This window comes from Sporosarcina sp. ZBG7A (assembly GCF_000813425.1).
Classification (GTDB): domain Bacteria; phylum Bacillota; class Bacilli; order Bacillales_A; family Planococcaceae; genus Sporosarcina.
This window is the reverse complement of the sequence record NZ_JWIB01000008.1, coordinates 27905-42821: the sequence shown is the minus strand read 5'-3', so window position 1 is coordinate 42821 and position 14917 is coordinate 27905. Positions and strand designations below refer to the sequence as shown.

The following is a 14917-nucleotide window of genomic DNA, read 5'->3' as shown; positions in this document are numbered from 1 at the left end:
ATTATTGCGGTCCTCACTGTTGTTCTGAAAAGACCGTTTCTCCTCCGAACAGTGTCAGTACTGGCCATCCTGTACATTTCACTCCTGTAAACGGCGTGTTTTTTCCTTTTGATAAAAACGTAGTTGGGTCAATGGCTTGCTCAGTTGTCAAATCGAGCAATACAAGGTCGGCTTTAGCCCCTTCTTCAATCGAGCCATACGGAAGGTCAAAAACATCACATGGCTTTTTCGTAAACCAGTCGATCAGTTGTTTCAATGTCCAATCTCCGTTTTTCACAAAATGTGTGTAAAGTAACGGGAATGCTGTTTCAAACCCAGTAATTCCGAACGGTGCTATCTTGAATCCTGCAGCTTTCTCTTCTGCACTATGTGGTGCATGATCTGTTGCGATGAAATCAAGCGTACCATCAAGCAATCCTTCTCGCAGTGCCGCCAAGTCTTCGTTTCCACGTAGTGGCGGATTCATCTTCCAGACAGCATCATCTTCAGGAATGTCGTGTTCTGTTAGCAATAAATGGTGAGGAGTCACTTCAGCTGTTACATGGACACCTGCTCGTTTTGCATCTCGGATGACGCGAACGGACTCTTTCGTACTAACGTGGCAAACGTGGTAATGTGCGCCCGCTGCTTCTGCAAGAAGAATATCGCGTGCAATATGAACTGACTCTGCAACAGACGGAATTCCCGGAAGTCCAAGTTCCTTATTCCGGATCCCTTCGTGCATTGCGCCACCATAAATGAGCGTATTATCTTCACAGTGAGCAACGACCGCCATATTCAATTTTGCTGCGTCTTGCATCGTTTCAAGCATCATTCCTGCTTGTTGGATTCCTACACCGTCATCTGTGAACGCAAACGCACCATGTTCTTTTAGCTCCGCCAAATTCGTACGTTCTTTTCCGGCTTCACGGATAGTTATGGATGCATATGGTAAAACTCGAATGACAGCATTTTTTTCAATCAATTCATTGACATGTTCAATGTTTTTAATTGTATCTGGAACTGGTCGTGTATTTGGCATCGCACAGATTGTTGTGTAACCGCCTTTTGCTGCAGCCTTCGTTCCACTCTCAATCGTTTCCTTATGCTCGCCACCTGGCTCGCGTAAGTGAACGTGTACATCGACAAACCCAGGTGCAAGGCAAGAACCGTTGCCTTCGATTATTTCAGCACCATTCACTTCTAGTTTTTGTCCTATTTCCACAATTTTACCATCTTGAATTCGTACATCCTTTAAATTCTGTGAAGTTTCATCATATAGCCAAATATTTCGGAGCAGCTTGTGCATGAACATTTCCCCCTCTTAAGATCATTTCCATTGCAGCAGCACGGATGTAAACACCATTTTCAACAGCTTCATAGACTCTTAGCTTTGGATGAGTTGTCAGTGACTCGGCAATTTCAACTCCCCAGTTGATCGGTGCTGGGTGCATGATAATTGCATTTTCCTTCATCATAGCTGCACGCTCAGCAGTCAATCCATATTGCGCGTGATACTCTTCTTTCGTGAAGCTCATCTTCTCGTCATGGCGCTCATGTTGAACGCGTAGCAGCATTACCACGTCCGCTTGTTCGATCACACTGTCCCAACCTGGAAGAGTCTCATAATCCCCAGACCACTCATCAGGACAGACAAATTGCACATTTGCACCGAGTTTTTGTAAAGCTTCTGCGTTCGATGCAGCGACACGGCTGTGCGACAAATCTCCAGCAATCACTACATTCAGCCCTAAGAAGTAACCGAACTCCTCTTTGATGGTAAATAGGTCCAACAGTGATTGACTCGGGTGTTGCCCTGTTCCATCTCCGCCGTTGAATACTGGGATTTTAATGCCCTCTAGTTGTTTGTAATACTCTTTTTCAGGATGACGGATGACAACTGCGTTGACACCAAGTGCTTCCAATGTTCGTACTGTATCAAAAAGCGTTTCGCCTTTAGTCGTGCTTGAATGACCTGGATCAAATTGGATAATTTCTAATCCTAATTTTCTTTCAGCGATTTCGAAGCTTAGTTTTGTGCGTGTACTTGGCTCAAAAAACAAGTTGCTCACTAAATATTTCCCGGGCAATTCCCGAATTCCATGACGCTTCAAGTACTCCGCATAATTCAAGATTTCCATAATATTCTCTTCGCTAAATTGTTTCATCGTAAGTAAGTTATCCATTTTGTCGTCCTCCTCTTAGTTAGGGGAAGGTTTTAAAAAAGGCCTTCCCAGCATATAGGAAGGCCATTTATGTATGCAGATCCCTTTTACAGTCCCTGCCACATAAACCTTTCCTTGTCTCTCTGTACAATGTTAAAAGGTCTAACGTATTTAGTTGTCTTTATCTACAAGCAATGGTTCGTCTTCAACATCATCCAACGTGTTCTTCTCACGACCTGGAAGTACTAAGTTCAGCACTACACCAACAATTGCCGCTAATGCCATTCCTTCGATATGGAAGGTTTCGCTAAAGTTGATGGATGCACCACCGATTCCAATGACGAGAATGACCGATGTGATAACTAGATTCCGCTGTTTGTCGAAATCCACTTGATGATCGACGAGCATGCGTAATCCGGATGATGCGATAATCCCGAAGAGCAGGATTGAAATTCCACCAAGAACAGCTGTTGGGATGGTTGAAATGAGTGCCATGACTTTCCCCATGAAGGAGAATAGAATCGCAAACACTGCAGCTCCCACGATGACATAGACACTGTATACTCTTGTTATCGCCATGACTCCGATGTTTTCACCGTAAGTCGTTTTCGGCGGACCACCGAGCACTCCACTTATCAATGTTCCTAGTCCATCGCCGAGCAACGAACGATTCAGTCCTGGATCGCGGATGAAGTCACGTTCCACTACTTTCCCAAGTACGAGCTGGTGACCGATATGCTCTGAAATCGTCACAATCGCAATCGGAACCATGACAAACAACAAAGTTGGTGTTACAACAAAGTCATAATCGACTCCTGGTATTAAGAATTCTGGAACTGCAAACCACTTCGCATCAAGTACTGGCTGGAAGTTCAAAATGCCGATTGCAGCTGAGTAAAAGTAGCCTATGATAATCCCAATCAAGACCGGCATCAAGCTGATGACACCTCTGAAGAACATGAGGCAAATGATTGCTGACGCCAATGTGACGAGAGCTGCTGAGAAATGAAGAAGACTGTAAGTTGACACTCCGTTAACATCGATACGACTTGCCATACCAACCGCAGTTGGTGCTACTGCGAGACCGATGACCATGATAACGGGTCCCACAACGACTGGAGGTAGAATATTCATGATCCAGTTATGACCTGTCTTCCATATTAGAAGGGACACAATCGCGTAAACGAGTGCTACGAACATACTTCCGATCATCGCACTACCGATGCCCCCAGTTTCAGTAGCAACTGTAATCGGGACAATGAAAGCGAATGAAGATCCTAGATAAGCTGGAACTTTACCTTGTGTGATGACTACAAAGATGAGTGTTGCAATACCACTCGTGAGTAATGCGATTGCTGGGCTAAGTCCAACGAGTTGTGGGACTAGAATTGTTGCCCCGAACATGGCGAACATGTGCTGGAGACTTAATGCAAGCCATTTACCGGCTGCGGGTTTTTCGTGAATATCCAATACTTTTTCTGCCATAGTCTGTGCGCCTCCAAGCTATTTTCAATTATCTAGAGTGAATGGTGACGCTGTCTTCTGAATCTGTTTCAACTAAGTTTACAACTACTTTTTCCTCACTTGAAGTAGGAATGTTTTTTCCGACGAAGTCCGGTCGAATCGGAAGTTCACGATGTCCACGATCTACCAAAACTCCGAGTTGGATAGACGAAGGTCTTCCTAAGTCCATGACCGCATCCATTGCCGCTCGCACTGTTCGTCCTGTATAGAGGACATCATCGATCAGGACTACCTTTTCATCTGTTAAGCTGTAGTTGATGTCTACTTGTTTAACAAGCGGTTCTTTGTTTTCGTATTTCAGGCCTAGATCATCGCGGTATAAAGAAATATCAAGTTCACCGATGCGGATAGGCTTGCCTTCGATCTGTTCGATTTTTTCTGCAAGTCGGTTTGCAAGGAAAGCTCCCCTTGTTTTGATGCCGACTAGAATACAATGATCGATGCCTTTGTTACGTTCAATGATTTCATGTGCGATGCGGGTGAGTGCTCTGTTGATGGCACTTTCATCCAAAATATTAGCTTTTTCTGCCATGTCAAACGCCTCCTTCAGCTTTTGAATAATGCTTAATACATGGTATTCCCTTTAACTACAAATATTTTCTTCCAAAAAGCGTTCCATACAAAAAACCTTCCGGCCGTCTTTCGGGCAGGAAGGTTTGCGTGCGTGAATACAATCCAGCAGTCTGCGCTCGCAAGCGTGACTCTGAACAACGTGCATCCTTCCCAACCTCTCTGGATTGGCGTTAAAGGTTCGCTATGAAGTTTCTACAACAAGCATACAGCTTGAAATTCTATCCGTCAACCTTTTTTGGATTTCATTTCACTCAGCAACTGTTCGAAGTCGTCTGGCAGTGGCGCTTTAAATTCCATATACTCTTCCGTCACTGGATGTACAAATCCTAGTGTTCCTGCATGAAGAACTTGACCATCAAAATCGATGGTTCTTTTCGGACCGTATTTCGGATCTCCTGCAAGTGGGTGACCGATATATTTCATATGGACACGAATCTGATGGGTTCTACCTGTTTCCAAGCGGCACTCCACGAGTGTAAATTCCCCGAATCGCTCCAGCACTTTAAAGTGAGTAACAGCATGTTTGCCATTGTTCTCGACTGACATGCTTTGGCGATCTTTCTGGTTTCTTCCGATAGGCGCATCGATTGTACCGTTATCGTGAGGAATATGGCCATGAACGAGTGCTGTATAAACGCGTGTCACGGATTTCTCCACAAGCTGATTAACGAGTGACGTATGCGCTTTATCATTTTTAGCAACCATGAGTAATCCTGACGTATCTTTATCGATACGGTGCACAATACCCGGTCTCATGATGCCATTGATGCCTGACAAGTCTGTGCAATGGTGCATAAGCCCGTTCACAAGTGTTCCTGTCGTATGTCCAGGAGCCGGATGGACTACCATTCCACTTCTCTTGTTCACAACTAGCACATCACTGTCCTCATAGACAATCTCAAGATTTAGATCTTCAGCAGGCATATTGAGTTCTTCCGGTTCCGGTTCATCGACTGTAAGTGAATCTCCAGACTTCACCTTATAATTCGATTTCACCGCAACACCATTCACTAAGACAATTCCGTCTTTTACCCATTGCTGAATAAGAGTCCGGGACCAGTCTGCATTTACAGATGCAAGCGCTTTGTCAATCCGTTCTCCTGCTGTCTGTTCTTCAATTACATATTGAAACTGTTCCATTATGCCACCTTATCTTTCTTATTCTTTTTTTCATCTAAGATTAAATGAATGATCACGAGTACGACACCGCATGTCAAGGCTGCATCTGCTACGTTAAATATCGGGAAATCGTAGTTGATGACCGGGATGAGGACGTTGACAAAGTCCACCACTTCGCCTCGCACCATGCGGTCAATAAAGTTACCTACAGCGCCACCAAGCAATAACATTAAACTCCATGCAAACAACGGTTCGTTCTTTCCTTCTTTTTGAAAATAGTAAACGATGCCGATAACGACGACAATCGTAACAATTGCAAATAACCACATTTGACCTTCTAACATGCCCCATGCCGCACCACGATTTCGATGAGACAGCAAGCCTAGATAAGGTTCTATTAAAGGAATTCGTTCGCCGATTTCCATATTTGTAGCAACCAACCATTTTGTCAGCTGATCGACCAAAATGACAAGCGCAGCAATACCATAATAAATGAACAACCCGGTTCCCTCCATCCTGCAGTATCTTGTATAGTTTATCATACCCTAACCCTACACGCGCAACTCTAACAGGTATGAAAGAAAAAAACGCTGCAAGACCCGATAGACGGATTGCAGCGCCTTTTTAACAATTAAGCATAATGATGCGCAACAACGTCTGCGCAACGCTGACACAACTCAGGATAATCAGCGTTTGAACCGACCGTCTCCGAAATTGTCCAGCAACGTTCACACTTTTCTCCAGATGCTTTGTCAACAGCTACTTGACCCGTCGCAAGCGAAACTGCGATATCCGGCATCTCAGATGCAGCAACAGCGCTGAATTTCGATACAATGAAGAATTGAGCAAAGTCGATTTGTTCTGTTGCAAATAGTGGAGCAAGCTCATCACGGACAGCTACAGTGACATGAGCTTCCAATGATTTACCGATTGTCTTGTTATTGCGTGCTTCTTCCAGCGCTTTCAACACATCGTCACGTACAAGCATCAACTGATCGAACTGAGTACGGAGCTCTGTCGATTCAAGCTCTTTTGCTTCCGGCATATCCGTAAGTTGAATGCTCTCTGCCGTTTCGTGCTCCAAGTATGCCCACATTTCGTCCGCTGTGTGTGGCAAGATTGGTGCAACTAGCTTCAATAGTGCTAGAAGTGCATCATACATAACTGTTTGCATCGCACGACGGTGTGGATGATCGACAGCTTCGATGTAGACAACATCTTTCGCGATATCAAGATAGAAGGAGCTCAATGTACCTGTACAGAATGAATTGATGGCATGGTAGACATTCGCAAATTCATATTGCTCGTAAGCCGTTCTCACGTCACGAATCAAATCTTGAAGCTTTACATACACATACTGATCTACCGGGCGTAACTCTTCAAAAGCAACCGTATCTGTTCCTGGTGTGAAATCAGAAGTATTCCCGTGAAGGAAACGGACTGTGTTACGGATTTTACGATACACTTCAGAAACTTGCTTAAAGTTTGAATCGGAAACACGGACATCTGCTGTGTAATCGACTGAAGATACCCAGAGACGTAAAATATCGGCTCCGAATTGGTTAGTTACTTTAGAAGGAAGGATAACATTACCGATCGATTTACTCATCTTGCGCCCTTCACCGTCTAATGTGAATCCGTGGCTCAGCAAGCCTTTATATGGTGCAATTCCGTTAATCGCCACACTTGTCGTCAATGATGAGTTGAACCATCCACGATATTGGTCAGATCCTTCGAGATAGAGATCTGCTGGGTAAGAGAGATCCTCGCGCTCCTCAAGAACTCCTTGATGTGTCGAACCGGAGTCGAACCACACGTCCATAATATCCGTTTCTTTCGTAAATGTACCATTCGGGCTTCCTTTATGTGAGAAGTCTTTTGGAAGTAAATCTTTCGTGTCCCACTCAAACCAGATGTTTGAACCGTGTTCACGGAACAATGCTGAAATATGATCGATTGTTTCATCTGTGATGATTGGTTCGCCATCTTCTGCATAAAACACAGGAATCGGAACACCCCATACGCGTTGACGTGAAATACACCAGTCACCACGGTCACGGACCATATTGTAGAGACGAGTTTCACCCCAAGTTGGCGTGAAGTTCGTTTTACGGATTGCTTCAAGAAGATCGTCACGGAATGTCTCAATTGATGCAAACCATTGCGCAGTTGCACGGTAAATAACCGGCTTTTTCGTACGCCAGTCATGCGGATATGAGTGAGTGAAGAACGAAAGCTTTTCAAGTGCTCCTACTTCTTTCAACTTCTCAGTCACGGCTTTGTTAGCATCTTCATAAAATAATCCTTCAAACAATGGTGCTTCTTCAGTCATCACACCACGGTCGTTGATAGGGGATAAGACGCCGAGACCATATTGTTTCGCTACGTAGAAGTCGTCTTCACCGTGTCCTGGTGCTGTATGAACACAACCAGTACCTGCATCAGCAGTAACGTGTTCGCCAAGCATTACGAGTGATTCACGATCATAAATTGGGTGACTTGCAGTGATACGCTCAAGTTCGCGACCTTTGAATTCACCTGCAGTCGTGTAGTTTTCCCATCCGAGTTCAGTAGCTAGACCCTCAACTAAGTCTTTTGCAACAAGGAACTTTTTACCGTTTGCTTCTGCAATTGTGTAAACAAAGTCTGGGTGTACGGAAATTCCTAAGTTTGCTGGAATTGTCCAAGGCGTTGTTGTCCAGATCAAGATATTGACGTCTGACTCTAATACACCTTGGCCATCACGAACTGGGAAGCTAACATAGATAGATGGTGACTTTTTGTCTTGATACTCAATTTCTGCTTCAGCCAATGCTGTTTCAGAGGATGGTGACCAGTAAACTGGCTTTAATCCTTTATAGATATATCCCTTTTTCGCCATGTCACCGAATACTTTAATTTGACGCGATTCAAATTCAGGTTTTAGTGTGATATAAGGGTTATCCCAATCGCCTCGAACACCTAGACGTTTAAACTGAGTACGCTGGTTGTCGATTTGAGTGAGAGCATAGTCTTTACACATTTCACGGAACTCCGCAATGCTGTGCTCTTTACGCTTTACACCTTTGTTCACAAGTGCTTGTTCGATTGGCAGACCATGTGTGTCCCAGCCTGGAACGTATGGTGCATGGAAGCCTGTCATAGATTTATGACGTACGATGATGTCTTTGAGCACTTTGTTAAGCGCGTGACCCATGTGGAGGTCACCGTTAGCATATGGAGGTCCGTCATGTAGAATGAACGTCGGTTTTCCCTTTGTTCGTTCCTGAACTTTTGCATACATATTGTCCTTTTCCCACTGTTCTTGCATTTGCGGTTCTTTCGTCGGTAAACCGCCTCTCATAGGAAAGTCAGTTTTCGGCATAAGTAACGTGTCTTTATAATCCATTCCAATTCCTCCTTTGAAATAACAGCTCAATAATGATGGTGTTCCGTTTCGTTACAGTGTTGATACTAAGATTTCTTTGAATAAAAATAAAACATCAAAAAACCCCGTCCCCATAAAAGGGACGAGGACTGTGCTCGCGATACCACCCTAGTTGCAGCCGTATAGAAATCACGGCTACCTCTCGAACACCGTAACGGGGTGTGCTCCGGGATTGCTGCTGCAATCCGGCTCCAGAGTGATCTTCCTTTCCAACCTGCAATCGGGCTCCCACTATCCCCAACTCGCTACATACAGCCTACTTGGAAAGTACTGTCTCTTTCAATGCCTGTCATTCAATATGAACCATATTATAGGGGCGAACTGGCCTTTAAGTCAAGTGGATGTTACTCCTGATCAGCAGCTGCTTCCAGTTGTTTCGTGTTCTGTTCATAATCGAGAAGTGTATCCCAATCGTCCATCTTCACTAAATCCAGCTGCGCTTCAATTAGCATACGGAAACGGTTGCGGAATACTTTAGATTGTTTTTTCAAATCTTCGATCTCCATTGAAATTTCACGTGAGCGAGATAGCGCTTCGTTAACAATGCGATCCGCATTCTTTTCAGCTTCTTTAATGATGAGCTTGGATTCTTGTGTAGAATTCCTACGAACATCCTCTGCTGCTTCTTGAGCTATCATGATTGATTTTTGTAATGTTTCTTCGATTGCATTGAAATGCGCCACTTGTTCTTCTGTTTCTTTCAGTTTACGTGTCAATTCTCTGTTTTCATCAAGCAAGTTTTCATAATCTTTCATGAGTTGCTCGAGGAATTCGTTCACTTCATCTTCATCGTAGCCACGCCATCTGCTTCCGAATGTTTTATTATGTATATCAATTGGTGTAAGCGCCATGCGAGTCTCTCCCCTTTTGATGTTCGTTATTCGTTATATCGTTGACTATAACAGAAAATAGACTTTTTCTAAAGTCTGTCCATAAAAATCATTCCAACTTCCCAGTAACCAATCGGATTTTATCCTTCTTAGTCCTACCTTCAATCGCGATTACTTTATATCTACCATACCCTCTAATTGAAAGCACATCAGATTCATTTAACTCAAACGATGGCTGATCCACCACACGCCAATTCACTTTTACTTTACCTCCATGAATGTACGTCGAAGATTTCTGCCTTGCAACATTTAATAATGAAGCAATGACCGTATCTAGTCGAAGAGAACTAATGACTTGCGTTTCTTCGGTCCAAGCTTCTTCAAGCGCAATCCAACCTTCATGATCTGACAACTCTGTAAGATGAATCTTTGCTTTGCCAGCTGAAGTAAAATTAGCAGTGAGGTACGTACTCAGCTCCATTACAGTCGCGAGTTGCACATCTTCGTCTTTTAAACGAATGTCGCCAAATTTTGCCCGGTCCAAACCAAGTCCCATTAACGCACCAAGAATCTCAGGATGTTCTAACGTCAAGAACTTGGAAGCGTAACGAACGTCGAATACAGATATTTGGAAATCTTGGCGCGTAGGTTCATAATAATCAGGATAGATGAGCATCCTTTTTCGCTCAGCTCCAACAAAACCTCCATCTTCAGCAACAAGCAAGCCGCTTCCCTTAACGACGGATTCCACAATAAAACGCTGACGCGGATCAAGAAAATCGGTCAATTTAGGTGAGTATAAATCCTCGACCTCTCTCGCCCAGTCCATCACCATTTCTATAAAAGGCTGCTCTTCTTTTCTAAAGTGTTGTAAGATGCCATCCATTGTACTGGTCTCCTTATAGAAAAATCCCCACAGCGTGAGGATTGGTTCAACGAAATGATTGTTCAGTTCAGAACATTAAAGCATACGTAAAAGGAAATTAAATACCGGTGCTAATCCTTCGCCGATTAGCCGCAAAGCAATCAAAGCAACAATAGGGGAAATATCAATCATTCCAAGAGGTGGAATGAAGTTTCGGAAAAATCCTAAATATGGTTCTGTAATCTTTTCAAGAATTCTACCGAACTTAGTTTCTCTGGAAGCCGGTACCCACGACATCAAGATATAGATGACGAGCAAAATAGAATAAATGGAAAGTGCATACGTAATTACATTATAAAGCTGGATTAATAATTGTGCCATTACTGTCGGTACACCTCATTTAGTTTCTTTCGTTCAAATAGTCGGAGATTGAACCATTCACTTCTACGTTTTCCGGAACGCAAAGGAAAATATCTGTGCCGATTCGTTGAATGTCTCCATTTAATGCATAAACCGCACCACTCAGGAAATCTACGATCCGTATTCCTTGTTCGCGATCAATACGTTGTAAATTAACAATAACTGCACGTTTGTTAGTCAGATGTTCTGATATATCTTGAGCTTCAGCATAGACACGAGGTTCCACTAAAATAACCTTTGACGACTTTTGGACGCTTTGCAGGCTCACAATGTTCCCGGCTGTCTGAGGTTCTTTGCGATTTTGTTTTGGCAAGGGAGCATTTTTCATCGAGGATTGTTTACTTGGCTTCCTCTCTGGTTGTGTCGGAGCAACTTGTTGCTTTGCCGCTGTTTCTTGCGCCGCTGCCTCTTCTTCGTCAAGGTAAAACCATTTTTCGAATTTGTTTTTAATACTCATTCGTCTCCCTCGCTCTCTGAACCGACGAGTGCAGTCCCGATTCGCACATGGGTTGCGCCCTCTTCGATTGCAATACTGTAATCATTCGACATCCCCATGGATAATTTGGTTAACGGTGCGTGTTGCATCTTTTTAGCCGCAAGTTCATCTCGCAGTTCACGCAAGCCTCTAAAAACTTTTCGGATTGTATCTTGATCTTCAGTCAATGGAGCCATAGTCATAAGACCAATCACTCTTATTTTGTCATAATCTTTCAATGCCTCAATAAATCCTAGTGTCTCAGCTGGCGACAATCCCGATTTAGAATCTTCAAAAGAAACGTTAACTTGTACGAAACAGTCAACTGGTTCAACAGCACGTTTCTGAATTTCTTTTGCTAAGCTCAATCGATCCAATGAATGCAGATAATCAATGCGCTCAATAATTTCTTTCACTTTACGACTTTGCACACTTCCGATGAAATGCCAAACAGCCCCTTGAGGAATCGCATGTTGCTTATTAAGAAGCCCTTCAGGTCGGTTCTCACCTAAATGGATGATCCCTTCGTCCAATACGTTCTGTGTACGTTCTTCAGACACTTGTTTTGTGACTGCAATAACCGTAACTTCATCACGAGTTCTACCAACACGCTCACACGCCTGACAGATTGTTTCTTCGATGGTATTTATCCGTTGCTGTAATGGTTTCATCTTGATCACTACTTTTCTCGATACTTTGTTCTATTGTATCAAGCGGCCACTTAGTTATCAACGATTAGTCACTTTTTAGGCTCTTTCTTTTTAATTAGTACAATATCCTTTCCAATTGTCACAACTTCATCGTAACCAAACTGCTTTTGGTCTTTCACACGCATTTCCATAAACAAAGACCGTTCCGTATCACCGATATGAAGCGTATCAATTTTCCCTTTCGTTATATCGATCGCCGCATCTTGAATGAATCCAAGAAATTTCCCGCGTTGCATATCAATCACTTCTTTTTTTTGAAATTCTGAAAAGCGCATAGAAATCCCCCTTTTCCATATTCTATGCAGATAGGCGCACAAAAAAAACGCAATGCGGTAATCGCATTGCGTCCTATATTAATTACTTTGTTCCATTCCTTCACGAATTTGAGCGATTGCTTGCTTCTCCAATCGAGATATTTGAGCCTGTGAAATTCCTAGCTCTCGGGCTATTTCAGTCTGTGTTTGTCCGAGATAAAACCGCTTCGACAAAATCAGTTGCTGACGATCATCCAGTCCCGTCATAGTTTCCTTCATCGACACATAAGTTGACCAGCGCTCTTCCGATACAGTTTTGTCATGCAGCTGATCCATCATATACACAGGGTCTCCTCCTTCACCATTCATCGGTTCATGGAGGGACATAGGATCTTGAATCGCATCGAGTGCAAATAAGATATCCTCTTCTGGAATGTCCGTCATTTTAGCTAAGTCTGATATTCTTGGTTCCTTTTGGTGTTCATTGATGAATTCCTCTTTTGCACGGATTGCTTTATATGCAATATCTCGGAGCGAGCGTGACACACGAACGGAATGATGATCTCTCAAATGTCGCTTGATTTCTCCGACAATCATCGGAACTGCATATGTCGAAAATCGGACATTGTGTTTTAAATCAAAGTTGTCAATCGACTTAAGCAGTCCCACACACCCTACTTGAAACAAATCATCTGCTTGTTCTCCACGATAGGCAAATCGTTGCACAAGGCTTAGGACGAGGCGCAAATTCGCTGTTACGAGTTCGTCTCTAGCTGATTCATCCCCACTTTGCAACCGGATGAATGTCTCTTTCATGACATCACTCGTCAGAAGCGGCAAAGTAGATGTATCGATACCGCAAATTTCCACTCTTGTACGTACCATCTGAATTCCTCCGTATTCTGTAGATGACTGTACGAGATAGCTTATCCTCTGAGTGGAGTTCTATGCGGTTTTCGGTAACGCCAATTTCAACCATTATGCGATTGGATGATTCAATTGCTCTCGAAGTTCCGATATGATCTTTTTCTCTAAACGGGAAATATAAGATTGTGAAATGCCGAGTAAATCCGCAACTTCCTTTTGGGTCATCTCAATCTTTCCTGTTAACCCGAATCTACATTCCATAATATGACGCTCTCGATCACTAAGAGTCGTTACGGCATCTATCATATGCTGACGTTCGATTTTCTTTTCAACATCATCTGTAATAATATCTTCATCAGTCCCTAAAATGTCGGACAGCAATAGCTCGTTCCCATCTGCATCAGAATTCAGTGGTTCGTCAAAAGAAATCTCAGAACGTGTACGATTGGTTTTCCGTAGATGCATCAAGATTTCGTTTTCAATACAACGCGATGCGTACGTTGCCAACTTAATATTTTTATCACTTTTGAATGTTTCAATTGCTTTAATAAGTCCTATTGCCCCAATGCTGATTAAATCTTCAATATGCGTATTCGTATTATCGAAGCGGCGAGCAATGTAAACGACTAGACGCAAATTCTTCTCTATAAGCCGATCTCTAGCTTGTTGGTCACCTGCCATATATGCAGCAATAGTTTCCGCTTCTTCTTCTCTAGTCAGAGGTTTCGGTAACGATTCATGCCCCCCAATATAGTAAGTCCCATTTTTCTTTTTAAATATTCCTGCAAGAACGGATAGCCATTTTTTCAATTCATGTAGCATGAAGCATTCCCCTTTCTTCTTCTCTAGTTTCCAAGGCAGATACATGCAAGATTGCAGATGCATTGTGTGGATAACGTGCATCGTCAGCCGTTAAAACAATATAACCTTTTTCAAGTAGACGATTTCCTTCCAGTTCCCAATCGTCAAATCTAATTCCTACCGCCCAATTCGCTCCTTCGACAGTTTGAATTCGAATAAGACGTAAATCCTTCCTGTATTGTTCAGGAAATTGGGTGATATCCGGAATAACGCCTTGTGCATTTCCAATTTGCTGTAAACTCTCAAGGAATTCATCTGGAATAATTGGTTTTAGAGCCCGTAATGAGACAAAATGGACAGCATCATTGGATAATGGCTCTGTACAACTATTGCCTGTATCGATGAATACATGAAGAGGTATAGAGGAGCCGAAAAGATGTAAGTGCGAACTACAAGCAAACTCTGAAAATCGGCTAATTTTACGAACATCAAGCCATTTAACTTTTACAATTTGAAGACAGCAATAGGCAAGAGCTACATAGATAATCAATCGATATTGAAAATCTTGCCCCCAATGGCTAAATGGAAGTGCCGATAGCAACCCTCCTGCTAAAAATGCACCGATTAGCACTAAACCCACTGATGATTTCCAGAGTCGCGCAGAAAAACCGAATGCACAGCCTGTCATGATTGCAAACGCAGAAAACGAAGCAATGATGGAACCAGGGAAAGCAACGGCTGGGATTGCTCCTGCAAAGGCTGCTAACGCTAATCGTTTTCTGCTGATTTTTGTATTTCCCGTCGCATTCGCAAATGACAGAACTGTATAATTGAAGACCATATTTATGCCGATCATGACTTCCCCATACATAGGCTGTCCTCCTTGTTTGCAAGACTACCATTTTTCC

The 14917-nt window shown here is 43.1% G+C and carries 16 protein-coding genes and 1 other annotated feature; all 16 genes read right to left on the bottom strand.

Features of this window, described 5'->3' with window-relative positions:
- Positions 1-13: 13 nt before the first annotated feature.
- Entirely contained in the window at positions 14-1288 is a 1275-nt protein-coding gene (locus RL70_RS02595) for a dihydroorotase (RefSeq protein WP_039041874.1), read from the bottom strand.
- The gene (locus RL70_RS02590) at positions 1254-2165 is read right to left on the bottom strand and encodes an aspartate carbamoyltransferase catalytic subunit (protein WP_039041873.1); all 912 of its coding nucleotides are present in this window, start codon (positions 2163-2165) and stop codon (positions 1254-1256) included. Before RL70_RS02590 ends, RL70_RS02595 begins: the two co-directional genes overlap by 35 nt.
- Before the next feature lie 150 nt (positions 2166-2315).
- Positions 2316-3629 (bottom strand): solute carrier family 23 protein, encoded by a 1314-nt coding sequence (locus tag RL70_RS02585; protein WP_039041872.1) that lies wholly within the window; start codon positions 3627-3629, stop codon positions 2316-2318.
- Positions 3630-3657: 28 nt separating this feature from the next.
- Positions 3658-4200: a bifunctional pyr operon transcriptional regulator/uracil phosphoribosyltransferase PyrR gene (gene pyrR, locus RL70_RS02580; RefSeq protein WP_025785123.1), complete on the bottom strand. Its 543-nt coding sequence runs from the start codon at positions 4198-4200 to the stop codon at positions 3658-3660.
- Between the two features lie 266 nt (positions 4201-4466).
- Positions 4467-5381 (bottom strand): RluA family pseudouridine synthase, encoded by a 915-nt coding sequence (locus RL70_RS02575; RefSeq protein WP_039041871.1) that lies wholly within the window; start codon positions 5379-5381, stop codon positions 4467-4469.
- Positions 5381-5860: a signal peptidase II gene (gene lspA, locus RL70_RS02570; RefSeq protein WP_039041870.1), complete on the bottom strand. Its 480-nt coding sequence runs from the start codon at positions 5858-5860 to the stop codon at positions 5381-5383. The genes RL70_RS02575 and lspA overlap by 1 nt, the downstream gene beginning before the upstream one ends.
- A gap of 131 nt (positions 5861-5991) precedes the next feature.
- Positions 5992-8748: an isoleucine--tRNA ligase gene (gene ileS / locus RL70_RS02565; RefSeq protein ID WP_039041869.1), complete on the bottom strand. Its 2757-nt coding sequence runs from the start codon at positions 8746-8748 to the stop codon at positions 5992-5994.
- Positions 8749-8862: 114 nt separating this feature from the next.
- Positions 8863-9079, bottom strand: a binding site (T-box leader).
- Positions 9080-9131: 52 nt separating this feature from the next.
- Entirely contained in the window at positions 9132-9638 is a 507-nt protein-coding gene (locus RL70_RS02560; RefSeq protein WP_025785128.1) for a DivIVA domain-containing protein, read from the bottom strand.
- Between the two features lie 88 nt (positions 9639-9726).
- Positions 9727-10503, bottom strand: a complete 777-nt coding sequence (locus RL70_RS02555) for an RNA-binding protein (RefSeq protein ID WP_039041868.1) — start codon at positions 10501-10503, stop codon at positions 9727-9729.
- 75 nt (positions 10504-10578) lie between these two features.
- The gene (locus tag RL70_RS02550) at positions 10579-10863 is read right to left on the bottom strand and encodes a YggT family protein (RefSeq protein WP_039041867.1); all 285 of its coding nucleotides are present in this window, start codon (positions 10861-10863) and stop codon (positions 10579-10581) included.
- A 19-nt stretch (positions 10864-10882) separates the two neighbouring features.
- Entirely contained in the window at positions 10883-11359 is a 477-nt protein-coding gene (locus tag RL70_RS02545; RefSeq protein ID WP_039041866.1) for a cell division protein SepF, read from the bottom strand.
- Complete coding sequence (locus RL70_RS02540) at positions 11356-12048, bottom strand: YggS family pyridoxal phosphate-dependent enzyme (RefSeq protein WP_039041865.1); 693 nt, start codon at positions 12046-12048, stop codon at positions 11356-11358. Before RL70_RS02540 ends, RL70_RS02545 begins: the two co-directional genes overlap by 4 nt.
- A gap of 68 nt (positions 12049-12116) precedes the next feature.
- Positions 12117-12362, bottom strand: coding sequence for a PRC-barrel domain-containing protein (locus tag RL70_RS02535; RefSeq protein WP_039041864.1), 246 nt, complete (start codon positions 12360-12362; stop codon positions 12117-12119).
- 78 nt (positions 12363-12440) lie between these two features.
- A complete protein-coding gene (gene sigG, locus RL70_RS02530; protein ID WP_039041863.1) occupies positions 12441-13226 on the bottom strand; it encodes an RNA polymerase sporulation sigma factor SigG in 786 nt (261 codons plus the stop codon).
- A gap of 93 nt (positions 13227-13319) precedes the next feature.
- Positions 13320-14030: an RNA polymerase sporulation sigma factor SigE gene (gene sigE / locus RL70_RS02525; protein ID WP_025785135.1), complete on the bottom strand. Its 711-nt coding sequence runs from the start codon at positions 14028-14030 to the stop codon at positions 13320-13322.
- Positions 14020-14880 carry a sigma-E processing peptidase SpoIIGA gene (locus RL70_RS17185; protein WP_052245737.1) on the bottom strand — a complete coding sequence of 287 codons (861 nt, stop codon included), beginning with the start codon at positions 14878-14880 and terminating at the stop codon, positions 14020-14022. The genes sigE and RL70_RS17185 overlap by 11 nt, the downstream gene beginning before the upstream one ends.
- Between the last annotated feature and the right edge of the window lie 37 nt (positions 14881-14917).